Below are 22,636 nucleotides of genomic sequence, written 5' to 3'. Positions count from 1 at the left end.
TCCACAACAGCGGGGGCAGCGCCCCAATGGATATGCCCCCCGCGAAGTCTTACTTAGCCATCTCTTTTTCGATCAGCTGGATCAGGATGTGGATCACTTTGATGTGAATTTCCTGAATGCGGTCAGCATAACCGAAGTGCGGAACGCGAATTTCAACATCCGCCGTACCGTCCATCTTACCGCCATCTTTACCCGTCAGGGTGATGACTTTCATCCCTTTTTCACGCGCGGCGGCGATCGCTTTGATCACGTTACCGGAGTTGCCGGAGGTAGAAATCCCCAGCAGCACGTCGCCTTCACGGCCTACCGCTTCAACGTAGCGAGAGAAGATGTGGTCGTAACCGAAGTCGTTGCCTACGCAGGAGATGTGGCTCACGTCGGAAATCGCAATCGCCGGGTAGCCCGGGCGGTTTTCGCGATAGCGACCGGTCAGCTCTTCTGCGAAGTGCATCGCGTCACAGTGAGAGCCACCGTTACCGCAGGAGAGCACTTTGCCACCTGCTTTGAAGCTGTCGGCCAGCAGGACCGCAGCGCGCTGAATAGCGTGAATATTGGCATCATCTTTCAGAAAGTTAGCCAGCGTTTCCGCCGCTTCGTTCAGTTCGTTACGAATAAGATCCTGGTACATGAGGATAATCCTTCAGTATTGATGAAATAACACAGTGGAGTGTACCGGATAGCGGGAAAAGCGAGAAGCTAAAGCCATGCGAAACGTCCGGCGTTTTGCTTTTTCGTGCCGGGTAAAACGCGAACAATGTGAACCAGGTTGTAATTATTTTGTAAACACATTGCTAAAGGAAATAACATCAACTACAACCATATCATCACAAGTGGTCAGACCTCCTACAAGCAAGGGAGCTTTTCTTTATGATGATTTTGAGCATTCTCGCAACCGTTGTTCTGCTCGGTGTGTTGTTCTATCACCGCGTAAGTTTATTCCTGAGCAGCCTGATTCTTCTGGCCTGGACGGCTGCGCTTGGCGTCGCAGGTCTCTGGAATATCTGGCTTTTAGTCCCTCTTGCCATCATCCTTCTGCCGTTTAACTTTGCCCCGATGCGTAAATCAATGATCTCTGCACCGGTGTTCAAAGGCTTCCGCAAAGTGATGCCACCAATGTCGCGCACTGAAAAAGAGGCGATTGATGCGGGCACCACCTGGTGGGAAGGCGATCTGTTCCAGGGCAATCCGGACTGGAAAAAGCTGCATAACTACCCGCAGCCGCGTCTGACCGCGGAAGAACAGGCGTTTATTGACGGCCCGGTAGAAGAAGCCTGCCGTATGGCGAACGACTTTGCTATCACCCATGAAATGGCCGATCTGCCGCCAGAACTGTGGGCGTACCTGAAAGAGCATCGCTTCTTCGCGATGATCATTAAGAAAGAGTACGGCGGTCTGGAGTTCTCCGCTTACGCTCAGGCTCGCGTGCTGCAAAAGCTGGCAGGCGTTTCCGGGATCCTGGCAATTACCGTTGGCGTGCCTAACTCCTTAGGCCCGGGAGAACTGCTGCAGCATTACGGTACGGAAGAGCAAAAAGATCACTACCTGCCGCGTCTGGCACGCGGTCAGGAAATCCCTTGCTTCGCGCTGACCAGCCCGGAAGCAGGCTCCGATGCGGGCGCGATTCCGGATACCGGCGTGGTCTGCATGGGCGAGTGGCAGGGCGAGCAGGTGCTGGGCATGCGCCTGACCTGGAACAAGCGTTATATCACGCTGGCCCCTATCGCCACCGTGCTGGGTCTGGCCTTTAAGCTCTCTGATCCGGAAAGACTGCTGGGCGGCGAAGAAGATCTGGGCATTACCTGTGCGCTGATCCCAACCTCCACCCCAGGCGTCGAAATTGGTCGTCGTCACTTCCCGCTGAACGTGCCGTTCCAGAACGGTCCAACCCGCGGCCAGGATATCTTTGTGCCGATTGACTACATCATCGGTGGCCCGAAAATGGCCGGTCAGGGCTGGCGTATGCTGGTGGAATGTCTGTCGGTGGGCCGCGGTATTACCCTGCCGTCGAACTCAACCGGCGGTCTGAAGTCGGTGGCGATGGGGATTGGTGCCTACGCGCACATCCGCCGTCAGTTCAAAATCTCCATCGGCAAGATGGAAGGTATCGAAGAGCCACTGGCGCGTATCGCGGGCAACGCCTACGTGATGGACGCCGCCGCCACGCTGATTACCTACGGTATTATGCTGGGCGAAAAACCGGCCGTACTGTCCGCCATTGTGAAGTACCACTGTACCCACCGCGCGCAGCAGTCAATCATTGACGCGATGGATATTGCAGGCGGTAAAGGCATTATGCTCGGCGAAGGCAACTTCCTGGCGCGCGGCTATCAGGGCGCACCGATTGCCATCACCGTGGAAGGGGCAAACATCCTGACCCGCAGCATGATGATCTTCGGTCAGGGCGCAATTCGCTGCCATCCATACGTGCTGGAAGAGATGGCCGCTGCGCAGAACAACGACGTGGATGCCTTCGATAAGCTGCTGTTCAAACATATCGGTCACGTGGGCAGCAACAAGGTGCGCAGCTTCTGGCTGGGCCTGACGCGCGGCCTTACCAGCGCCACGCCGACCGGCGATGCAACTAAACGTTATTATCAGCATCTGAACCGTCTGAGCGCCAACCTGGCCCTGCTGTCTGACGTTTCCATGGCGGTGCTAGGCGGCAGCCTGAAGCGTCGCGAACGTATCTCTGCCCGTCTGGGCGATGTGCTGAGCCAGATCTTCCTGGCCTCTGCGGTCCTGAAACGTTACGACGATGAAGGCCGTCAGGAAGCGGATCTGCCGCTGGTGCACTGGGGCGTGCAGGATGCGTTGTATCAGGCTGAACAGGCGATTGACGATCTGCTGGCAAACTTCCCGAACCGCTTCGTGGCAGGCGCCCTGCGCGCAGTGATCTTCCCGACCGGTCGTCACCATCTGGCGCCGTCCGACAAGCTGGACCACAAAGTGGCGAAGATCCTGCAGGTTCCGAGCGCAACCCGCTCCCGCATCGGTCGCGGTCAGTATCTGGCGCCGACGCCGCATAACCCGGTGGGTCTGCTGGAAGAAGCGCTGCTGGACGTGATGGCCGCCGATCCGATTCACCAGAAGATCTGTAAACAGCTGGGCAAAAACCTGCCGTTTACCCGTCTGGACGAACTGGCAAAACAGGCGCTGGCCGGTGGCATTATCAGCAAAGATGAGGCTGCTCTGCTGGTGAAAGCCGAAGAGAGCCGTCTGCGCAGCATTAACGTGGATGATTTCGAACCGGATGAGCTGGCGACGCAGCCGGTAAAGCTGCCGGAGAAGCACCGCAAACCTGAAGCGGCATAACGCGTTTCGCTTATACAAACCCCGCCTCGCGCGGGGTTTTTTATTGCCACATTTTCTCGTTATGTCGTGCTACAGTGTCAAAAAGTGGTCGTTTGAGGAGTCTGAATTGTGCCTGGTCTGAAGATTTCTATTTTGCAGCAACCTTTAGTGTGGATGGATGGCCCCGCCAACCTGCGCCACTTTGATCGTCAACTGGAAGACATTACCGGGCGTGATGTGATTGTCCTGCCGGAAATGTTCACCACCGGCTTCGCCATGCAAGCGGCAAAACAGTCAATGCCTCAGGATGAGGTGGTCGCCTGGATGCACGCCAAAGCGCAGCAGACTAATGCGCTGATCGCCGGCAGCGCCGCCCTGCAGACCGAACGCGGGCCGGTGAACCGCTTCCTGCTGGTGGAGCCGGAAGGGAACGTGCATTTTTACGATAAACGCCACCTGTTCCGCATGGCGGATGAACATCATCACTATGAGGCCGGTAACGAGCGCGTGGTGTTCGAATGGCGCGGCTGGCGTATTCTGCCGCTGGTCTGCTACGACCTGCGTTTCCCGGTGTGGTCGCGTAACCGCAACGATTACGACCTGGCGCTGTATGTTGCCAACTGGCCTGCACCGCGCTCCCTGCACTGGCAATCGCTGCTGGTGGCGCGCGCGATTGAGAACCAGGCGTACGTGGTGGGCTGCAACCGCGTGGGGACGGACGGCAACGGGCATCACTATCGCGGCGACAGCCGGGTGGTGAATCCGCAGGGCGAGATCATCGCCACCGCCGAGCCGCATCAGGCGACGCGTATTGATGCCGAATTATCGTTAACGGCGCTGAAGGAGTACCGGGAGAAGTTTCCGGCGTGGCAGGATGCGGATCCTTTTAGCATTGAGTGAAAAAAAAGCCGGGTGGCGGCTACGCCTTACCCGGCCTACCAATGTTGCTCGCTTCTTTTAACTCACCAGCGCCTGCCCGTCCTTGCGGCTTTCCGTCGCGGCCACGTAGTGTCCTTCCGGCAGGCGGTAAATCACCTGCGCGCCACCGAAGTTGTAATCCTGAAGCGGATCTTCCACCACGATCTGATGTCCGCGCTCGCGCAGAGCGGCAATCGTGTTGCGATCGAACGTCGATTCAACGATCACCTCCCTGCCCTGCACCACGCGCCAGCGCGGAGCGTCGATTGCCGCCTGCGGGTTTTGCCCGTGCAGCATGATGCGCAGCGCCATCTGCATGTGCCCCTGCGCCTGCATCGGGCCGCCCATCACGCCAAAGGACATCAGCGGCTGGCCGTTGCCGTCCATCGCAAAGCCCGGAATGATGGTGTGGAACGGGCGCTTGCTGCCCGCCAGCGCGTTCGGGTGCTCAGGATCCAGCACAAATCCGCAGCCCCGGTTTTGCAGGCTGATCCCCGTATCCGGCACCACAATGCCTGAACCGAAGCCCATATAGTTGGACTGAATAAACGAGACCATCATCCCGCTGGCGTCCGCGGTGCTGATATAGACCGTGCCGCTCTGCGTCGGGGAACCGTAGACAAAATCAGACGCGCTGTCGTGGTTGATCAGCGCCGCACGCGACTTCAGATAATGGTCGCTCAGCAGCTCTTTTGCCGCGAACGCCATGTGCTCTTCGTCCGCCACGTAGCGGTCGAGATCCGCCAGCGCCAGCTTCATCGCCTCAATGGAGAGATGCAGAGACTGCACGGAATCCGGATGATGCTTCTCAATGCCGCACTGCTCAAGAATGCCGAGCGCGATCAGCGTGGCGATCCCCTGACCGTTAGGCGGGAGCTCCTGCACCGAACCGCCCGCGAAGTCGCGCGACAGCAGCTCTACCCAGTCCACGCGATGGTTGGCCAGATCCTCAGCCGTCAGGTGCGCGCCATGTTCTTTGGCGAAGGCGGCAATTTTCTGCGCCAGCTCGCCGCGGTAAAAGGCGTCGCCGTTGGTGCGGGCGATCAGCTCCAGCGAGTTTGCCTGCGCCGGGTTACGGAAGATCTCCCCCACGCGCGGGGCGCGGCCTTCCGGCGCGAAGCAGGCGCTGAAGCCCGGCTGATCTTTCAACTTGTGATAGCCGCGCTGCCAGAGATGCCCAATCAGCGGGGAGACCGGGAAACCGTTGCGCGCGTAGTCAATGGCGGGCTGCGCCAGGGTGGTCAGCGGCAGCGTGCCGAAGCGTTCCGCCAGGGCGACCCAGCCGGATACCGCGCCCGGCACGGTCACCGCGTCCCAGCCGATTTCCGGCACTGCGGTTTTTCCGGCAAACAGATCCGCATGCCAGCTCGCAGGCGAACGACCGGAGGCGTTCAGGCCGTGCAGCTTTTCACCGTCCCAGACGATGGCAAAGGCGTCGCTGCCGATCCCGTTGCCGGTCGGCTCAACCACCGTCAGCGCCATCGCGGTGGCAATGGCCGCATCCACGGCATTCCCGCCTAGCTGCAGCATCTTCATTCCCGCCTGCGCCGCCAGCGGCTGAGACGTTGCAACGGCGTTATGGCCCAGCATCGGCGGGCGTCGTGAATCGTAACCGGACGTAAAATCAAGCGCTTTGGTCATCATGACTCCTTAGTCATGGCGCGGATCGAGCGCATCGCGCAGCCCGTCGCCGAGTAAATTAAAGCCCTGCACGGCAAGGAAAATCGCCACGCCGGGGAAAATGGACATCCACGGGGCCTGCTCAAGAAAACCTTTGGCGGTGTTGAGCATAGAGCCCCAGGACGGATTGGGCGGCTGCTGTCCCAGCCCCAAGAACGACAGGCTGGCTTCAGCGATAATCGCCGAGGCAATGGCCAGCGTGGCCTGCACCAGGATCGGCGACATCACGTTGGGCAGGACGTACTTGATGATGATCCAGCGATCCGGCAGGCCAATCGCCCGCGCGCCGTCGATATACTCTTCGTTGCGAATGGCGATCACCTGCCCGCGCGTCAGGCGGGCGAAGATCGGCATCGCCGAAAGACCGATGGCGATCATCGCGTTGGTCAGGCTCGGGCCCAAAAATGCCCCCAGCGCGATCGCCATGATCAGGAACGGGCAGGCCAGCAGCGCCTCGATCACGCGCGAGATGACGCCGTCCCACATCTTCTGGAAGTAGCCCGCCACCAGCCCCAGCGGTACGCCGATAACCACGGCAATCACCACAGACATACAGCCCGCCATCAGCGAGGTGCGCGCCCCCCAGATAATACGGGACAGGATATCGCGCCCCAGCTCGTCGGTGCCGAACCAGTACATCGCCGACGGCGCTTTGCGCACCGCCAGGAAGTTGGCCTTGACCGGATCGAACGGGGCGATCCACGGCGCCAGCAGCGCCACCAGTACAAAGAAGCCCACCACCGCCGCGCCAATGACAGCACTTTTATTGCCGAGGAATTTCTTCAGCACCCGGTTTTGCGCTCGCGGCAGCGCAGGCACAACGGTTTGCGTCGTCAGTTCCGCCATGGTTAACCTCGCATTTTCGGGTTGATGAGGACGTAGAGCACGTCGGCCAGAAGGTTCAGCATCAGGAAACCAATCGCCACGATCAGCACCACGCCCTGCACCACCGCATAGTCACGGTTGAAAACCGAGTCGACGATCATCTTGCCAAAGCCCGGAATGGTGAAAACCTGCTCGGTCAGCACCGCACCGCCCAGCAGCTCGCCAAACAGCAGCGTGGTGAGGGTGATTACCGGCACCAGCGCGTTGCGAAACGCGTGCTTCAGGATCACCGCTTTCGGCAGCAGCCCTTTCGCCCGCGCGGTGCGGATGTAATCCGCTTTCAGCACGGCAATCATCGAGGCGCGGGTATGGCGCATCAGCGTTGCCGCGAGGCCCGTTCCGAGCACGGACGCGGGCAGCAGCAGCGTGCGCAGGTTCTGGAGCGGATCTTCACTGAACGGCACATAGCCGGACGCGGGGAGCCATTGCAGGTTCACCGAGAAGACCAGAATCAGCAGGATCCCCAGCCAGAAGTGCGGGATCGAGATCCCCGAGATCGCCACGAAGTTCGCCCCGTGATCGACCCAGCTGTTTTTGTTCACCGCCGCGAGGATCCCCATGCTGATGCCAAACACCAGCGCGATAATCATCGCCAGCAGCGACAGCTCCAGCGTCACCGGCAGTTTGCTGGCAATCAGCTGCGTCACCGGCTCGTGCGTGCGTAAGGAGACGCCCAGATCGCCCTGCAGCGCCCGCGTCAGCCAGTGGAAATACTGCACGGGGATCGGCGCATCGAGGTTCAGCTCCGCGCGCAGCTGAGCGATAACTGCCGGGTCGCGCTCCTCGCCGGCCATGGCGATCAGCGGGTCGCCGGGAAGCAGCTTTTGCAGCCCAAACACCATCATGCTCACCAGCAGTAGCGTCGGGACGGCCAGCAGCAGACGTTTGCAAATCAGTTCCAGCATGGGCTCTCCTCAGGACGGTTATTTCGCCAGCGTTAAGCCAGCCAGACGCACGATGCCGTCCGGGTACGGCTTAAAGCCCTGCACGCTTTTGTTCAGGCCAAAAATACGCGGCTCGAAGTAGAGGTAGGCAATCGGCATATCCGTTTGCAGCTGTTTCACCACCTTGTCGTACAGCGGCTGGCGCGCGGCCTGGTCAGTACTCTGGCGCGCCTGGGTCAGCCACTCATCAACCTGCGCATTGCTGTAGCGGCCGTCGTTCAGGGTGCCTTTGCTGTTGATAAAGCCGTAGATGCTGCCGTCCGGATCCGGGCGCCCCGACCAGCCGGAGAAGCTCAGCTGATAGTCCCCGCTCTGCTGGCGGTCCAGCAGCGTGGCGAATTCGGTCATCTGCAGGTTCAGGTTAAAGCCCGCCTCGGCGACCATCGCCTGCAGCACCTGCCCCACCTGCTGTGAGGTGGGGTTGTTCGGCACCAGCAGGTTGACGGTCAGCGGCGCGCTGACGCCAGCCGCTTTGAGCAGCGCTTTGGCCTTGTCGACGTCACGCGGCGGGACCGGCAGGTTGACGTGATACGGGCTGACCGTCGAAAACGCCTGGTTAGCTGGCGTATACAGTCCTTCAAAGACCACCTGGTTTAGCGCATCGCGGTCGATAGCCTGCGAGAAGGCCTCGCGCACGCGGGCATCTTTGAACGGGTCGTTGGCCGGCACCTTGCCGTTGTTGATGTTGAAGGTGATACCCTGATAGCCCAGGCCCGTTACCTTCGCCAGCGCCAGCTTGCTGTCGGCCTCGACGGTTTTCACGTCGCTGGCGGCAATCCCTTCGGTCAGATCGAGATCGCCCGCGCGCAGGTTTGCCAGACGCACGGAGGCATCCGGGATCGGCAGGTAGATAATTTTGTCGAAGTGGTAGGCGTCTTTGTTCCAGTAGTTGTCGAAGCGGGTCAGAACAATGCGGTCCTGAGATACGCGGCTGTCGAATTTATACGGGCCAGAACAAACGGGATGGGCAGCAAAGTCAGGCTTTTTCGCCGCCTCGGGGGCCATCATCGCGCCCGCGCGGTCGGTGAGCTGCATCAGCAGCGCGGCATCGGGGGTCTTCAGGTGCAGCGCAATCTGCATCGGGCCGGTGACCTCGACCGATTCAACGGAGGAGATCTCGCTTTTACGCAGGGAGCCTTTCAGGGTCAGGGCGCGGTCGAGGTTGTATTTTGCTGCAGCGGCATCGAATTTCTCACCGTCGTGGAAGGTCACGCCTTCGCGCAGATTGAGCGTCAGGGTTTTACCGTCGTCACTCCACGCCCAGTCTTTGGCCAGGCCGGGGACAACCTTCAGATTTTCATCCACGTCCACCAGCCTGTCGCACAGGGAGGCAAAGACGAAGCGGCCATAGTAGGTGCGCGCCAGGTGCGGGTCGAGCATGTCCGGATCTGCCCCCAGGCCAATACGCAGCACGCTTTCAGAATGGGCGGGCAGCGCCGCGCCAAGCAACATAACACTTCCCAGTACGGTCAAAAGAGAATTACGCATTGTCATTATCATGAGTTCCTTGAAGGAAGGGATGAGTGGGTGGCCGCGTGTTCAAACAGCGCGCGGCGGCGCAGAAAAGCGGCGGATGGCGGTGCGATCTGGATAACGCTGCGATCGCGGTTGATCTCCTGCCAGCGGTGGCAGGCAACCTGACGCCCGCCATCGAGCACCTGATTAATCGGCTCGACCTGGCGGCATTCGTCGGTAACGTACGGGCAGCGGGTGTGGAAACGACAGCCGGACGGCGGGCTGGCAGGGTTCGGTAAGTCCCCCTGCAGCAGCGGCGCGGCGCGTTCAGCGTCCGGCTGCATCTGCGGCGCCGAGGCGATCAGCGCCTGCGTATAAGGATGAAGCGGCGCGTCAAATATCTCATCCACGGTGGCGAGCTCGACGATTTGCCCGAGGTACATGACCGCCACGCGGTCGCTCATGTGGCGGATCACCGCCAGACCATGGGCGACAATCACCATTGTCAGCCCCAGCTGCTGCTTCAGGCTTTCCAGCAAATTGACCACCTGCGCCTGAACGGAGACGTCCAGCGCGGATACCGGCTCATCGCCCAGCAGCAGCTTCGGTCCCGAGGCCAGCGCGCGCGCAATGCCAATACGCTGGCGCTGCCCGCCGGAAAACTCGTGCGGGTAGCGACCGGCCCAGGCGGCGGGCAGGCCTACGGTTTTAAGCAACTCGGCAACGCGGTACTGGCGATCCGCTTTTTTCATGTTCTGATGCAGCCACAGCGGCTCGCCGACGATCTGCTCCACCGTCATGCGCGGGTTCAGGGAGGCGAAGGGATCCTGGAAGATGATCTGCAGCTCGCGGCGGAGCTGATTGAGCCGCGCCCCCGAGGCGTGGGTGATTTCTTCCCCCTGGTAAAACACGCGCCCTTCGCTGGCGGCCAGCAGGCGCAGCAGCAGGCGGCCAAGCGTGGATTTTCCGGAACCGGACTCGCCGACAATCGCCAGCGTTTCGCCCGGCATCACGGCAAGCGACACGCGATCGACTGCCGTCACAAACCGTGCTGGGGTAAAGAGTTTTTTCGGACCGGGGAACAGCTTGCTGAGGTCCCGAGCTTCAAGAATGGGCGTGGTCATGCGGTCTCTCCCAGGGCGATGTGGTGTTCGAGCGGCACGCGGAAGCAGGCAACCTGATGGCCCGCGCCGAGCGTGGCGAGCTGCGGTTTTTCATCATGGCAGCGCGCCTGCGCAAACGGACAGCGGGTGGCAAAACGACAGCCCTTCGGCATGGATTCCGGCAGAGGTACCGAACCGGGAATGGTGGAAAGCGGGCCTTTACGTGCGCCAAGGGAGGGAATCGACCCCATCAGGCCGATGGTGTACGGGTGCTGCGGATCGGCAAATATCGCCTCAACGCTTCCCTGCTCTACCACCTGTCCGGCATACATCACCGCCACCTGCTGCGCCACTTCGGCCACCACGCCTAAATCGTGGGTGATCATCAGCACCGCCGTGCCGGTCTCTTCTTTGAGGGCGTTGAGCAAGGCGAGGATTTGCGCCTGGATGGTGACGTCAAGCGCGGTGGTCGGTTCGTCGGCAATCAGCAATTTGGGATGGTTAATCAGCGCCATGGCAATCATCACGCGCTGGCGCATGCCGCCGGAAAGCTGATGAGGATAAGCCTTGAGACGCATCTCTGCCGCCGGGATCTGCACTTTCTCGAGGATCTGCAGCGCGACCTTCATCGCCTCTGCGCGCGAGACGTCCTGGTGTCGCATGACCGCTTCACTCAGCTGATCGCCCAGCGTAAACGCCGGATTGAGCGAGGTCATCGGCTCCTGGAAAATCATCGCCAGCTCGCTGCCGCGCAGATCGGCATATTCCCGCGGCGAGAGCTTGCGCAGATCGTGGCGGCGAAACTGCATCTCCCCGCTGACGATCCGTGCGCTGGCGGGCAGTAGCCCCATCAGCGCCAGTGAGGTGATACTTTTCCCGCAGCCGGACTCTCCCACCAGCGCCAGCGTTTCACCCGCCCTGACGGTCAATGAGATACCGTCAAGCACGCTAACCGGCGAGCCCGCGAACGTAACGTTGAGGTTTTGTACTTGCAGTACGGGCGTGGCGTCCTTAAAGGGGATTGTCGTCATGGCGTGAAGTCGTCCTCAAGGTGGATCGCCTGAATCAGGGCGGTTTGCAGGCTGAGCAGGTGTTCGCGCATGGCGGCCGCAGCTTCATTAGGCTGGCGATGGATAATCGCCGCCATGATCTTGTGATGGTGGTCGTTATAGCTATCGACACGTTCGGGCGTGCGGGCTAATTCGCGCAGATGCTGCCAGCCCGGTTCACGTCTGACGGCATCAATCGCATCAAACAGGCCGAGCATCAGACGGTTGCCCGCAGCCTCGGCAATTGCCCGGTGAAAGGCGCTATCCCAGAGTTCGTTGAGATCGCGGTCATCCGGGCTGACCTTATCGATGCGTTCCAGCATGCGCTGCATAAGCGCGAGGTTTTCCCTGGTGGCACGCAGTGCCGCAAGCCGGGCCAGGCCGGGTTCAAGCTGAAGACGAGCTTCCATCACTTCCAGCAGGTTGGTTTGCTGCACCAGTCCCTGAAGGGCCAGCGGTTCAACAGGTGCTGACGGGCCGATAAAGGTCCCTTTGCCCTGCTTACGCCAGATACGCCCCTCCTCTTCCAGTACGTCCAGCGCACGACGGACTTCACGTCGCCCTACGCCGAGAGTGTCCGACAGCTCACGTTCCGTGGGCAGCGGAATGCCTGGTGTTGACTCATGCTGGTTGATTAGCCCGCGCAACTGCTCAAGCGCGGTGCTGGAATTGGCCAGAAACCGTGACGGTTTTTCCATATTGGTTCGCTCGCTTTCATCATTGCTTTATTTTTATTAACGATAAGTTATTGATATAGAATGAAGCTTATCGTGCTAATGATTAAGCAATAACCAAACCAATACGTAATTGGTTCGCTATTTTTTTGGCAAGCGGGAGATAACCAAATGATTCTGCGTGAATTATTTTTACAGAAAGACACATTCTGAATGAGTTCTGAAGAGAGGCATGGTGGCAAAATGCACAACGATAGTGCAAATAACGCACTGCAACCGTGCAATTGTTAATTAATTGCACCATTGATATTAACTTTTTGTTAACGATAAGTGAGAGTATGGGATTACAGAACGCTGAAACGACGAAGGCCTGAATCATTTCTGATTCAGGCCTTCTGAATAGTGGCGGAACGGACGGGACTCGAACCCGCGACCCCCTGCGTGACAGGCAGGTATTCTAACCGACTGAACTACCGCTCCACTGTTCCCGTTTGGGGAACGAGGCGCATATTACGGTGCGCCTCCGATCTCGTCAACGCTTTTTCTCGCGTTTTGAATCGTTTGCTGCAAAAATCGCCCAAACGATGATTTTACAGGCATTCCGGCGTTTTTTCAGGCACGCCAGAGACAGCTGCCGCCCTTCTTCTGCACCAGATCAAGACGGGATTCGTGGTTAAGCAGCTCTTCATCACTGGCTAAAACAACCCGTAGTCGGCTTGCCTGACGGACAACACGCTGAATACCCGCTTCGCCCTGCGTCTGCTGAGACTCATTTTCCATACTGAACTTCATTGACGTCTGCCCGCCGGTCATCGTCAGATAGACATCGGCGAGGATCTGGGCATCGAGCAACGCCCCGTGGAGCGTTCGTTTGGTATTGTCTATCTCGTAGCGCGAACAAAGTGCATCCAGGCTGTTACGCTTGCCGGGGAACATCTTCCTCGCCAGCGCCAGACTGTCTGTTACCTTACAGAAGGTGTTCGTCTTCGGGATATCACGATTAAGCTTGCTGAATTCATAGTCCATAAAGCCGATATCGAACGAGGCGTTATGGATGACAAGCTCGGCGCCCTTGATGTATTCCAGGAACTCGTCAGCCACATCCGCAAACGTCGGCTTATCCAGCAAGAACTCATCGGCAATACCGTGAACGCCGAACGCTTCGGGATCCACCAGCCGATCGGGCTTGAGGTAGACGTGGAAGTTGTTCCCCGTAAGACGACGGTTCACCACTTCAACGGCGCCGATCTCGATGATCTTATGCCCTTCGTAGTGCGCGCCGATCTGGTTCATACCGGTGGTTTCGGTATCGAGGACGATCTGGCGAGTAATTGCAGTGCTCATAGCGGTCATTTATGTCAGACTTATCGTTTAACTGAACGTTTCAAATACAGGAAGTCTACCAGAGATGCGTAAACAGGTAGAAATTTTCACCGATGGATCTTGTCTCGGCAACCCAGGTCCCGGCGGCTACGGCGCGATTATGCGTTATCGCCAGCACGAAAAAACTTTTAGCGAAGGCTATTTTCTGACCACCAACAACCGGATGGAGCTCATGGCGGCCATTGTGGCGCTGGAGGCGTTAAAAGAACATTGTGACGTGGTGTTAAGTACCGACAGTCAGTACGTCCGCCAGGGAATTACCCAGTGGATCCATAACTGGAAAAAACGCGGCTGGAAGACGGCAGATAAGAAACCGGTCAAGAACGTCGATCTCTGGAAACGTCTTGATGCTGCGCTGGGCCAGCACCAGATTAAGTGGGAGTGGGTTAAAGGGCACGCCGGCCATCCGGAAAACGAACGCTGTGACGAGCTGGCGCGTGCGGCGGCCGCTAACCCTGCGCATGAGGACGCGGGCTATCAGCCTGAATCCTGATCACGGCTTTTTGTATTGCCGCGTGGCGCCAACGGTCTGACGGATTGGCGTTTTCGATTTGCTCTGCTTCATGGGATTAAGCGTAAGGGGAATGGTTCGCTTACGCGCGACGATAAACTGCATGCAGCCTAAGGCAGGCAAATGCGTGCTCAACAAGACGCCCCCCTGCCGCGCCCAGGGCAGCACCTGAAAACCGCCGTAACAGAGCACTTCGAAGTTCAGCAGTGACAGCCAGTCGAGCTGGCGCATCATGGTAAACATCCGGCTGTTGTAAGGCGGCGTCCGACGCAGCACCGGTACCAGCTTACGCAGGCCCATCAGGCTCAGCGGATTGAATCCGCTCAGTACCAGCCAGCCGTCATCAATCAGCACGCGATCGGCTTCGCGAAGCAGACGGTGCGGATCGCTGCACCAGGGTAACGTATGTGCGAGCAAACACGCATCAACGGATTTTTCCGCAAACGGCAGATGTAACGGGTCTGCTTTCACCTGTACCGGCGATCCGCCGAGAGAGACGTTGACCTGATGCGAGATAGCGCAGCTTTCGGTATTGATTTCCGCGCTGAGATTGCCAATCTTAAGCAGGTGAAAGCCATACATTTTCGCCAGCCAGGGCTTCAGCTGTTGCTCTAACGCTTCGCGATAGTATTCACCCCAGGGCAATTCCGCCCAACGTTCCGGTGCTGCGACAGTCTGAGGTATCCTTGCCGGTTTCATCAACACACCCGCCACGCTATTAGAGGTAATGTATGAATCTTATCAGTATTTCCGCTTTTGAGGACAATTACATCTGGGTTTTGGTGGACGATGAACGTCGATGCGTCATTGTCGATCCCGGAGAATCCGCCCCCGTACTGCGCGCAATAAAAGAGAACGGCTGGCAGCCGGAAGCCATTCTGTTGACGCATCATCATCACGATCATACGGGCGGCGTGCCTGAACTGCGCGCCCACTTTCCGCATGTTGTGGTTTACGGACCGGCAGAGGCACAAGATAAGGGACTCACGCAAGTAGTCGAAGAAGGCGAAAAAATCCTCATACGTGAGTGGGAGTTTTCCGTATTTGCTACACCGGGTCACACTTTGGGACATCTGTGTTTCTACAGTAAGCCTTATCTTTTTTGCGGCGACACGCTGTTCTCCGGAGGCTGCGGAAGACTGTTTGAAGGCACACCTGCACAAATGTATCAGTCTTTACAGAAGATTAACGCATTACCCGATGATACCGTTATTTGTTGCGCGCATGAGTATACATTAGGAAATATGAAGTTTTCCGTCAGCCTGTTGCCTGAGGATCGGGCGATTCAGGATTATTATCACAAAGTGAAGGAGTTACGTGCAAAAAACCAAAAAACACTCCCCGTAATTCTGAAAAACGAGCGCCAAATTAATTTATTTTTACGAACAGATGATATTGATTTAATTAATAAAATTAACCAAGAAACAAATTTGCAACAACCAGAACAGCGATTTGCATGGTTAAGGTCAAAGAAAGATAACTTCAGATAATTGCGGGTTGCCTTTTCAAAATTTCGCCGTTATCATCGCTCGTCTTTTAAGCAACTATTGACACACACATGAAGGCAAAAGCGATATTACTCGCCTCTGTCCTGCTTGTAGGTTGCCAGTCCCAGAACGGCAGCAACGTACAACAGCACGCACAGAGCCTTTCTGCAGCTGGTCAAGGGGAAGCAGGGAAGTTTACAAGTTCGGCGCGCTGGATGGACGATGGAACATCTTTCGCGCAGGATCAAGACTTGTGGACCTCTATTGGCGACGAGCTAAAGATGGGAATTCCGGAAAATACCCGGATTCGCGAACAGAAACAGAAGTATTTAAGTAATAAGAGCTATCTCCACGATGTAACGTTACGGGCAGAGCCGTATATGTACTGGATAGCCGGGCAAGTTAAGAAACGTAACATGCCTATGGAGCTGGTACTCCTACCCATAGTGGAGAGCGCTTTTGACCCACACGCGACGTCTGGCGCCAATGCCGCAGGCATTTGGCAGATCATTCCGAGCACCGGGCGAAACTATGGTCTGAAACAGACCCGCAACTATGATGCGCGTCGCGATGTTGTCGCTTCAACGACAGCCGCTCTCGACATGATGCAACGTCTGAACAAGATGTTTGACGGCGACTGGCTGTTAACGGTCGCAGCGTACAATAGCGGCGAAGGTCGTGTACTGAAGGCAATGAAAGCGAATAAAGCACGGGGTAAATCCACCGATTTTTGGTCGCTCTCACTGCCACAGGAAACAAAGATTTACGTACCGAAAATGCTGGCACTGAGCGATATTCTCAAGAACAGCAAGCGTTACGGTGTGCAACTGCCAACACCAGACGAAAGTCGTGCACTGGCGCGTGTTCGCCTCAGCAATCCGGTTGATATTCAACAGGTTGCTGATATGACGGGTATGTCGGTAAGTAAACTGAAAACCTTTAATGCTGGCGTTAAAGGCTCAACCCTGGGGGCGAGTGGTCCGCAGTATGTTATGGTTCCGCAGAAACATGCTGAGCAGTTACGTGAGTCTTTAGCTTCGGGTGAAATCGCTGCCGTTCAGTCAACGCTGATCGCGGATGCCTCACCCGTCAACAGCCGCAGTTATAAGGTTCGTTCAGGTGATACGCTTTCAGGCATTGCATCACGTCTTGGCGTGAGCGCAAAAGATCTCCAGCAGTGGAACAATCTGCGCGGATCGGGCTTGAAAGTGGGTCAGAATCTGACGGTTGGCGCAGGTAGCAGTGCGCAGCGTCTTGCCAACAACAGCGATAGCATTACCTATCGCGTGCGTAAGGGTGATTCGCTGTCCAGTATCGCAAAACGTCACGGCGTGAACATCAAAGATGTGATGCGCTGGAACAATGATACTGACAATCTGAAACCGGGCGACCAGCTGACGCTGTTTGTGAAGAACAGCGCGACGCCAGACTCCTGATAACACGACCGAAAGATAAAAAGGCACCGATTCCCCTCGGTGCCTTTTTTGTTTATCCCGCTTTTTGCGCTTCCGCCATGATGGTATCGCTGGTAAATGAACCATCGTCCTGCAGTTCAAAGTACGCCTTCACCTCTGCGGACGCACTCTCCTGATACAGCCTGATTGCCTGACTTAACGCTTCCGGGGTGCGCATACGCGCAATCCACGAGCTAAACTCCAGCGGCAAACGGTCTGTGATTAACGAGCGTGTAATCAGTCCCGCTTCCGTGATAAGCGATAACCACTCTCCGCTGGCGTAGTTTTGCACATGCGAGGTGTCGCGCAGCGCTTCCACCGTTTGCAGCCAGATATTGCGCACCGGATGTCCAGGCGACATCACATCCATAATAATGAGGATGCCACCCGGCTTCAGAACGCGTTTGACTTCGCGTAATGCCTGGCCAACATCATGCCAGTGGTGCGCGGAATAACGGCTGATCACCACCTCAAACGAGGCATCATCAAAAGGTAAGGATTCGGCATAGCCCTGACGCGTATCAATGTTGTCCAGCCCCTTCGCTTTGGCCGCTTCAGCAACCACCTCCAGCATCTGGCTGGATAAGTCATATGCGGTAACCTGCGCCACCTGCTGCGCAGCCGTGAAGCTGGCATGCCCTGCCCCGCAGCCTAAATCCAGCACGTGCGCCTGCGGAAATGCCGACAGGCGCTCACCGAGACGCACCAGATCGCGGCCTGAAGCGTGTACGGCGCTGCTCAGATACGCATTTGCCTGCGAACCAAACTGTTTTTCTACGTTGTCATGATGGGAGTGTGTTGTTGTCATCGTACTGTCCTTTGTGGGTTAAAAATAAAAGGGCAGCACCTGCACAGGCCTGCCCCACGGCAGACCTGACACACCATTATTTATCAGGTTTGCCGGGACTGAATTCGACGAGTAGAGGGTTATGATCGGAGGCGCGCGTCACCAGCACGGAGGCATCGTGCACGCTCAACCCACGATAGAAGACAAAGTCGAGAGGACGACCAAAGGCTTTTTTGCGCTGGTCATCGCTAAAACGAACTTCACGCAGCGACATTTCGCGCGCAAAGCGATACAGCGCATTCATGCGCGGACGGCTCCAGGCATTGAAATCGCCGGCCATAATGATGGGCCCGCTGTGATGCGCTATCTGATCGCCAATCGGAAGTAACTGCTTACTGTACACATCCACGCCCAGGCTGAAGTTCACCGCGTGGATATTCACGACCATCAGCATACGGGTATCCGGCAGCGGATAGACCGTCACCAGCGCCGATTTCGCCAGGCGCAGAATAGGCTCTCGTTCGCGCAGTGGACAACAATAGACGGGATGTGCCGCTGAAAGCGTCATCACGCCCGAGGGGTGCTGAGGCAGAACAAAGGCGGGTACCTGGTCGGCGGCAAGATAGTGAGTGGTAGCAAACCGAACGAGCTCAGGCGTGGTTTGAGCCTCCTGGAGCAGAACCAGATGGGCATCTTTGCCAAAATTCTTGAGGACCGATAACCACTCCGCACGCTGCTGCTTAAAGATATTCCACACCAGTACACGGATTTTTTCATCGCTGCTTAACGGTGTGCCGGCGGGTAATGCCTGGCTTATGCTCGCAAATGACCCCGGAGGCAAGATCCTCTCCGCGGGCATTCCGGCTACATAACGCATGGCATAGGTATTTTTTCGCACTTTTGGAAACAGCCTCTGTAACATGAACCAGTCCGGAAAACGGACTGGTTCTAATGTTATAGGGACTTTAGGTCACACTTTCAACGCAATTTCTGAGAAACCGCTTTCCAGTTTTGTAAGCAAGCGCTTACTGATGTTAACCCAGCGCGACGCGAGCGGGTTTATCAAGACGTCCGCTCAGACCAATCAACAGGAAAGCGACCAGGACAATGACCGCGCCAATCCATGGCGTCTGGGTTAATCCGACGTGTTCAACGGTTTGCCCACCAATGATGGAGCCCAGCGCGATACCAATATTAAAAGCGGCAATATTCAGGCCGGAAGCCACATCCACCGCATTGGGCGTATAAAGCTCGGCTTTCTGTACAACGTAGACCTGAAGCCCGGGCACATTACCAAAGGCGAAGATCCCCATGACCAGCACGGTGACCAGCGCGGCGTACTGTAGCGAAGCCGTGAACTGGAAAATCATCAACAGAACGACCAGCGCGGCGAAGATGAATTTCAGCGCCGGTACCGCACCATGCTTATCCGCAAGCTTGCCGCCCCAGATATTGCCAATCGCAACGGAAATACCGTATCCCAGCAAAATCCAGCTCACGGCATTGGGGGAGAAACCTGCCAGGTCCTGCATCATCGGTGCAAGGAAAGTGAAGGCGGTGAATACGCCGCCATAGCCCAGCGCCGTAACCGCGTAGATGAGCAGCAAACGCGGATGCGTGAGCACCTTCAGCTGATCGCTCAGGCTGGCGCTGGCCCGGCCAGGAATATTCGACGGCACCAGCAGCAGGCTGGTCACCAGGGCAATGACGCCCAGTAAGGAGACGGCCAGGAACGTTTCACGCCAGCCGAAGTGTTGTCCGATAAACGTCCCCAATGGTACGCCCGTGACGAGTGCAACGGTCAGCCCACCGAACATGATCGCAATGGCGGAGGCCGCTTTCTCTTTTGGTACCAGGCTGGTTGCAATAGTGGAACCAATCGAGAAGAACACCCCGTGTGCAAGGCCGGTCAACAGACGAGCGATGACCAGCGTGGTGTAGTCCGGCGCCTGCCAGGCCAGCACGTTGCCGGCGGTGAACAGCACCATTAATGCAACTAACAGCTGCTTACGCGGAAAGCGTCCGGTCAGGGCCGTCAGCACGGGGGCACCGACGGCAACACCCAGGGCATAGATGGACACCAGCAATCCGGCGGAGGGCAATGAGATCGCAAGCTGGTTAGCAATGGTGGGAACCAGTCCCACGATAACAAATTCGGTCGTGCCAATTGCAAAGGCACTGATCGTCAGGGCAAGAAGCGCCAGTGGCATAAAATACTCCGTATCATCAGGATTAAGATGACAGGCAGTATGCGCCAGTGCTTAAATAACAAAAATGGTCAAAATATCAATAGAATTTTGCGGGTGGTGCAACAATGAAAGCAACGTCAGAAGAGCTGACAATCTTTGTCGCCGTCGTCGAAAGCGGCAGCTTTAGCCGCGCGGCCGAACAGCTGGGACAGGCTAACTCAGCCATTAGCCGCTCGGTTAAAAAGCTGGAGATGAAGCTTGGGGTGAGCCTGCTTAACCGAACGACGCGGCAACTGAGCCTGACGGAAGAAGGAGAGCGTTATTTTCGCCGCGTGCAGTCGGTACTGCAGGAGATGGCCGCAGCCGAGACCGAGATTATGGAAACCCGCAGCACGCCGCGTGGGTTACTGCGCATTGATGCGGCCACGCCGGTTGTGCTTCACTTTCTGATGCCGCTGATTAAACCTTTCCGCGAACGTTATCCGGAGATGACGCTCTCTCTGGTCTCCTCAGAGACGTTTATCAACCTCATCGAGCGAAAGGTAGATGTGGCTATCCGGGCGGGAACGCTGACCGATTCAAGCTTGCGTGCCCGCCCTCTGTTTGCCAGCTACCGAAAAATTATCGCGTCGCCACAGTATATTGCTGAACATGGTAAACCGGAGACGGTTGAAGAACTGAAGCAGCATCTGTGCCTGGGCTTTACGGAGCCGGTATCGCTGAACACCTGGCCTGTCGCCTGCCATGATGGGCAACTTCATGAAATTACAAGCGGATTGTCGTCTAACAGCGGGGAAACGCTGAAGCAGCTGTGCCTCGAAGGCAATGGTATCGCCTGCCTGTCAGACTATATGATCGATAAGGAGATTGCGCGGGGTGAACTGGTGGAATTGATGGCCGATAAACGCCTGCCGGTCGAAATGCCTTTTAGCGCGGTGTACTACAGTGACAGAGCGGTGAGTACGCGCATTCGTGCCTTTATTGATTTTCTGAGTGAACATATAAAAACAGCTCCCGAAGGAGCTGTGTGAGGGTTCAGGTTACAGAGGGTGGGTCAAACTTAATCCCAGTGAGGGGCTAAGCCTTCCGGGCTGACCAGGCGATCGTTGCACTCCAGGGCTGCGATCGCTTTTTTATCGTCAGCATCCAGGTGAAGATCCGTTGCTAACAGGTTGCTCGCCAGGTTTTCACGTTTAGTTGAAGATGGGATCACGGCATAACCTTCACCCATTGCCCATGCCAGAATAACCTGCGCGGCAGTCGCGTTATGTTTCTCAGCGATACGCGTAATCACTTCATCTTTCAGCGCTTTACCATAGGCCAGCGTCATGTATGAGGTGATGTGGATCCCGTGCTGTTTTGCCCAGTCCACGACTTTGCGGTTCTGCAGGTAAGGAGACAGTTCAATCTGGTTGGTCGCAATATTTTCTGCACCTACAGCCGCAATGGCTTTTTCCATCAGCGGGATCGTGAAGTTGGAGATCCCAATTTCGCGGGTTAAGCCCTGCTTTTTCGCTTCCAGCAGCGCCTGCATGAATTCTTCCACGGAGACGGCATCGTTTGGTGATGGCCAGTGGATCAGCGTCAGATCGACGTAGTCAGTACGCAGTTTTTTCAGGCTTTCTTTCAGGCTTGGGATCAGCTTGTCTTTGCTGAGATTCTCAATCCAGATTTTCGTGGTAATGAACAGCTCATTACGCGGTACACCGCTCTCTTCGAGAGCTTGTCCAACGGCAGCTTCGTTTTCATAGATCTGCGCCGTATCAACTGCGCGATAGCCCAGTTCGAGTGCGGTTTTAACTGATGCGATAACAACGTCGTCTTTCAGGCGGAAAGTGCCCAGACCAAATGCAGGGAGAGTCATAATTTTCCTCAATCGTTATGTTCGTAAACTGAGGACGATTATCGCTGGCGGTGTTATAGAGAAAAAGATCGTAAAACGCAGAGGATTTTTGCTGATTTCGCAATAATTAGACGTCAGATATGAAAAAAGCCCTGAGCGTTAGCTCAGGGCTTTTAATAAGTGGCGGAACGGACGGGACTCGAACCCGCGACCCCCTGCGTGACAGGCAGGTATTCTAACCGACTGAACTACCGCTCCACCGAAGACTGCTTGTAACCACCGGATTAATGCACCGGCTTACTACTTAATTTGATGCCTGGCAGTTCCCTACTCTCACATGGGGAGACCCCACACTACCATCGGCGCTACGGCGTTTCACTTCTGAGTTCGGCATGGGGTCAGGTGGGACCACCGCGCTAAAGCCGCCAGGCAAATTCTGTTTAATCTGTATCAGGCTGAAAATCGTGTCTGTCTCTTCGCCAAAACATCTTCGGCGTTGTAAGGTTAAGCCTCACGGTTCATTAGTATCGGTTAGCTCAACGCATCGCTGCGCTTACACACCCGACCTATCAACGTCGTCGTCTTCAACGTTCCTTCAGGACTCTCAGGGAGTCAGGGAGAACTCATCTCGGGGCAAGTTTCGTGCTTAGATGCTTTCAGCACTTATCTTTTCCGCATTTAGCTACCGGGCAGTGCCATTGGCATGACAACCCGAACACCAGTGATGCGTCCACTCCGGTCCTCTCGTACTAGGAGCAGCCCCCCTCAATTCTCCAGCGCCCACGGCAGATAGGGACCGAACTGTCTCACGACGTTCTAAACCCAGCTCGCGTACCACTTTAAATGGCGAACAGCCATACCCTTGGGACCTACTTCAGCCCCAGGATGTGATGAGCCGACATCGAGGTGCCAAACACCGCCGTCGATATGAACTCTTGGGCGGTATCAGCCTGTTATCCCCGGAGTACCTTTTATCCGTTGAG

Annotated in this window: 20 protein-coding genes, 2 tRNA genes and 2 rRNA genes; 6 read left to right on the top strand and 18 right to left on the bottom strand. The window is 56.7% G+C overall.

The annotated features are described in order from the left end of the window. Positions 1-49: 49 nt before the first annotated feature. Positions 50-628 carry a D-sedoheptulose 7-phosphate isomerase gene (lpcA, locus tag LJA86_RS00120; RefSeq protein WP_021242877.1) on the bottom strand — a complete coding sequence of 193 codons (579 nt, stop codon included), beginning with the start codon at positions 626-628 and terminating at the stop codon, positions 50-52. A 239-nt stretch (positions 629-867) separates the two neighbouring features. Between lpcA and fadE the strand changes: the two genes are divergently transcribed. After that, positions 868-3,312: an acyl-CoA dehydrogenase FadE gene (gene fadE / locus LJA86_RS00115; protein ID WP_045909851.1), complete on the top strand. Its 2,445-nt coding sequence runs from the start codon at positions 868-870 to the stop codon at positions 3,310-3,312. A 108-nt stretch (positions 3,313-3,420) separates the two neighbouring features. Then, positions 3,421-4,191 carry an amidohydrolase gene (locus LJA86_RS00110; protein WP_196364971.1) on the top strand — a complete coding sequence of 257 codons (771 nt, stop codon included), beginning with the start codon at positions 3,421-3,423 and terminating at the stop codon, positions 4,189-4,191. Positions 4,192-4,248: 57 nt separating this feature from the next. Here LJA86_RS00110 and LJA86_RS00105 read toward each other — a convergent pair whose 3' ends face one another. From LJA86_RS00105 to dnaQ, 9 genes are all read right to left on the bottom strand, one after another. Then, on the bottom strand, positions 4,249-5,850 hold the full coding sequence (locus LJA86_RS00105) for a gamma-glutamyltransferase family protein (protein ID WP_063620866.1): 1,602 nt from the start codon (positions 5,848-5,850) through the stop codon (positions 4,249-4,251). Between the two features lie 9 nt (positions 5,851-5,859). Beyond that, a complete protein-coding gene (locus LJA86_RS00100; protein WP_048225758.1) occupies positions 5,860-6,735 on the bottom strand; it encodes an ABC transporter permease in 876 nt (291 codons plus the stop codon). Between the two features lie 2 nt (positions 6,736-6,737). Further along, positions 6,738-7,679, bottom strand: a complete 942-nt coding sequence (locus LJA86_RS00095) for an ABC transporter permease (protein WP_008500268.1) — start codon at positions 7,677-7,679, stop codon at positions 6,738-6,740. A gap of 18 nt (positions 7,680-7,697) precedes the next feature. Further along, entirely contained in the window at positions 7,698-9,212 is a 1,515-nt protein-coding gene (locus tag LJA86_RS00090) for an ABC transporter substrate-binding protein (RefSeq protein ID WP_074167081.1), read from the bottom strand. Positions 9,213-9,214: 2 nt separating this feature from the next. Continuing rightward, entirely contained in the window at positions 9,215-10,297 is a 1,083-nt protein-coding gene (locus tag LJA86_RS00085; RefSeq protein ID WP_196364972.1) for an ABC transporter ATP-binding protein, read from the bottom strand. Further along, a complete protein-coding gene (locus tag LJA86_RS00080; RefSeq protein ID WP_111967260.1) occupies positions 10,294-11,307 on the bottom strand; it encodes an ABC transporter ATP-binding protein in 1,014 nt (337 codons plus the stop codon). Before LJA86_RS00080 ends, LJA86_RS00085 begins: the two co-directional genes overlap by 4 nt. Then, positions 11,304-12,023 (bottom strand): FadR/GntR family transcriptional regulator, encoded by a 720-nt coding sequence (locus LJA86_RS00075; RefSeq protein ID WP_045909857.1) that lies wholly within the window; start codon positions 12,021-12,023, stop codon positions 11,304-11,306. Before LJA86_RS00075 ends, LJA86_RS00080 begins: the two co-directional genes overlap by 4 nt. 379 nt (positions 12,024-12,402) lie before the next feature. Next, positions 12,403-12,479 (bottom strand) — tRNA-Asp (locus tag LJA86_RS00070). A 132-nt stretch (positions 12,480-12,611) separates the two neighbouring features. Continuing rightward, positions 12,612-13,343 carry a DNA polymerase III subunit epsilon gene (gene dnaQ / locus LJA86_RS00065; RefSeq protein WP_048029949.1) on the bottom strand — a complete coding sequence of 244 codons (732 nt, stop codon included), beginning with the start codon at positions 13,341-13,343 and terminating at the stop codon, positions 12,612-12,614. 64 nt (positions 13,344-13,407) lie between these two features. On the opposite strand from dnaQ, the gene rnhA reads away from it, so the two are divergent. Then, the gene (gene rnhA, locus LJA86_RS00060) at positions 13,408-13,875 is read left to right on the top strand and encodes a ribonuclease HI (protein WP_008500276.1); all 468 of its coding nucleotides are present in this window, start codon (positions 13,408-13,410) and stop codon (positions 13,873-13,875) included. Here rnhA and LJA86_RS00055 read toward each other — a convergent pair whose 3' ends face one another. Further along, the gene (locus LJA86_RS00055; RefSeq protein WP_045909859.1) at positions 13,876-14,592 is read right to left on the bottom strand and encodes a class I SAM-dependent methyltransferase; all 717 of its coding nucleotides are present in this window, start codon (positions 14,590-14,592) and stop codon (positions 13,876-13,878) included. 32 nt (positions 14,593-14,624) lie between these two features. On the opposite strand from LJA86_RS00055, the gene gloB reads away from it, so the two are divergent. Continuing rightward, entirely contained in the window at positions 14,625-15,383 is a 759-nt protein-coding gene (gene gloB, locus LJA86_RS00050) for a hydroxyacylglutathione hydrolase (protein ID WP_196364973.1), read from the top strand. 68 nt (positions 15,384-15,451) lie between these two features. Then, the gene (mltD, locus tag LJA86_RS00045; RefSeq protein WP_045909861.1) at positions 15,452-16,816 is read left to right on the top strand and encodes a murein transglycosylase D; all 1,365 of its coding nucleotides are present in this window, start codon (positions 15,452-15,454) and stop codon (positions 16,814-16,816) included. Between the two features lie 52 nt (positions 16,817-16,868). Here mltD and LJA86_RS00040 read toward each other — a convergent pair whose 3' ends face one another. The 3 genes from LJA86_RS00040 to LJA86_RS00030 form a co-directional block, all read right to left on the bottom strand. Continuing rightward, positions 16,869-17,642 (bottom strand): class I SAM-dependent methyltransferase, encoded by a 774-nt coding sequence (locus LJA86_RS00040; protein WP_111967258.1) that lies wholly within the window; start codon positions 17,640-17,642, stop codon positions 16,869-16,871. Positions 17,643-17,718: 76 nt separating this feature from the next. Beyond that, positions 17,719-18,519, bottom strand: coding sequence for an endonuclease/exonuclease/phosphatase family protein (locus tag LJA86_RS00035; RefSeq protein ID WP_025912579.1), 801 nt, complete (start codon positions 18,517-18,519; stop codon positions 17,719-17,721). 136 nt (positions 18,520-18,655) lie between these two features. Further along, a complete protein-coding gene (locus LJA86_RS00030) occupies positions 18,656-19,831 on the bottom strand; it encodes an MFS transporter (RefSeq protein WP_126534496.1) in 1,176 nt (391 codons plus the stop codon). A gap of 104 nt (positions 19,832-19,935) precedes the next feature. On the opposite strand from LJA86_RS00030, the gene yafC reads away from it, so the two are divergent. After that, positions 19,936-20,841 carry a DNA-binding transcriptional regulator YafC gene (gene yafC / locus LJA86_RS00025; RefSeq protein ID WP_196364974.1) on the top strand — a complete coding sequence of 302 codons (906 nt, stop codon included), beginning with the start codon at positions 19,936-19,938 and terminating at the stop codon, positions 20,839-20,841. A gap of 29 nt (positions 20,842-20,870) precedes the next feature. Here the strand turns inward: yafC and dkgB are convergent, their stop codons facing one another. The 4 genes from dkgB to LJA86_RS00005 all read right to left on the bottom strand — a co-directional run. Further along, the gene (gene dkgB, locus LJA86_RS00020) at positions 20,871-21,674 is read right to left on the bottom strand and encodes a 2,5-didehydrogluconate reductase DkgB (RefSeq protein WP_024909445.1); all 804 of its coding nucleotides are present in this window, start codon (positions 21,672-21,674) and stop codon (positions 20,871-20,873) included. A gap of 160 nt (positions 21,675-21,834) precedes the next feature. Then, positions 21,835-21,911: transfer RNA gene (locus LJA86_RS00015), tRNA-Asp, on the bottom strand. Between the two features lie 56 nt (positions 21,912-21,967). After that, a 5S ribosomal RNA gene (gene rrf / locus LJA86_RS00010) occupies positions 21,968-22,083 on the bottom strand. Between the two features lie 70 nt (positions 22,084-22,153). Continuing rightward, a 23S ribosomal RNA gene (locus LJA86_RS00005) occupies positions 22,154-22,636 on the bottom strand; the annotation flags it as partial.

Origin of the sequence: Enterobacter sp. TCD1-1, from assembly GCF_020567405.1 — a bacterium.
GTDB lineage: Bacteria > Pseudomonadota > Gammaproteobacteria > Enterobacterales > Enterobacteriaceae > Enterobacter > Enterobacter quasiroggenkampii.
This window is presented reverse-complemented; position numbering and strand designations above follow the sequence as displayed.

Coding starts and splice junctions, on each gene's coding strand:
- lpcA (WP_021242877.1), bottom strand. CDS start 628: ATGTACCAGGATCTTATTCGTAACGAACTGAACGAAGCGGCGGAAACG.
- fadE (WP_045909851.1), top strand. CDS start 868: ATGATGATTTTGAGCATTCTCGCAACCGTTGTTCTGCTCGGTGTGTTG.
- LJA86_RS00105 (WP_063620866.1), bottom strand. CDS start 5,850: ATGACCAAAGCGCTTGATTTTACGTCCGGTTACGATTCACGACGCCCG.
- LJA86_RS00100 (WP_048225758.1), bottom strand. CDS start 6,735: ATGGCGGAACTGACGACGCAAACCGTTGTGCCTGCGCTGCCGCGAGCG.
- LJA86_RS00095 (WP_008500268.1), bottom strand. CDS start 7,679: ATGCTGGAACTGATTTGCAAACGTCTGCTGCTGGCCGTCCCGACGCTA.
- LJA86_RS00090 (WP_074167081.1), bottom strand. CDS start 9,212: ATGACAATGCGTAATTCTCTTTTGACCGTACTGGGAAGTGTTATGTTG.
- LJA86_RS00085 (WP_196364972.1), bottom strand. CDS start 10,297: ATGACCACGCCCATTCTTGAAGCTCGGGACCTCAGCAAGCTGTTCCCC.
- LJA86_RS00080 (WP_111967260.1), bottom strand. CDS start 11,307: ATGACGACAATCCCCTTTAAGGACGCCACGCCCGTACTGCAAGTACAA.
- LJA86_RS00075 (WP_045909857.1), bottom strand. CDS start 12,023: ATGGAAAAACCGTCACGGTTTCTGGCCAATTCCAGCACCGCGCTTGAG.
- dnaQ (WP_048029949.1), bottom strand. CDS start 13,343: ATGAGCACTGCAATTACTCGCCAGATCGTCCTCGATACCGAAACCACC.
- rnhA (WP_008500276.1), top strand. CDS start 13,408: ATGCGTAAACAGGTAGAAATTTTCACCGATGGATCTTGTCTCGGCAAC.
- LJA86_RS00055 (WP_045909859.1), bottom strand. CDS start 14,592: ATGAAACCGGCAAGGATACCTCAGACTGTCGCAGCACCGGAACGTTGG.
- gloB (WP_196364973.1), top strand. CDS start 14,625: ATGAATCTTATCAGTATTTCCGCTTTTGAGGACAATTACATCTGGGTT.
- mltD (WP_045909861.1), top strand. CDS start 15,452: ATGAAGGCAAAAGCGATATTACTCGCCTCTGTCCTGCTTGTAGGTTGC.
- LJA86_RS00040 (WP_111967258.1), bottom strand. CDS start 17,642: ATGACAACAACACACTCCCATCATGACAACGTAGAAAAACAGTTTGGT.
- LJA86_RS00030 (WP_126534496.1), bottom strand. CDS start 19,831: ATGCCACTGGCGCTTCTTGCCCTGACGATCAGTGCCTTTGCAATTGGC.
- yafC (WP_196364974.1), top strand. CDS start 19,936: ATGAAAGCAACGTCAGAAGAGCTGACAATCTTTGTCGCCGTCGTCGAA.
- dkgB (WP_024909445.1), bottom strand. CDS start 21,674: ATGACTCTCCCTGCATTTGGTCTGGGCACTTTCCGCCTGAAAGACGAC.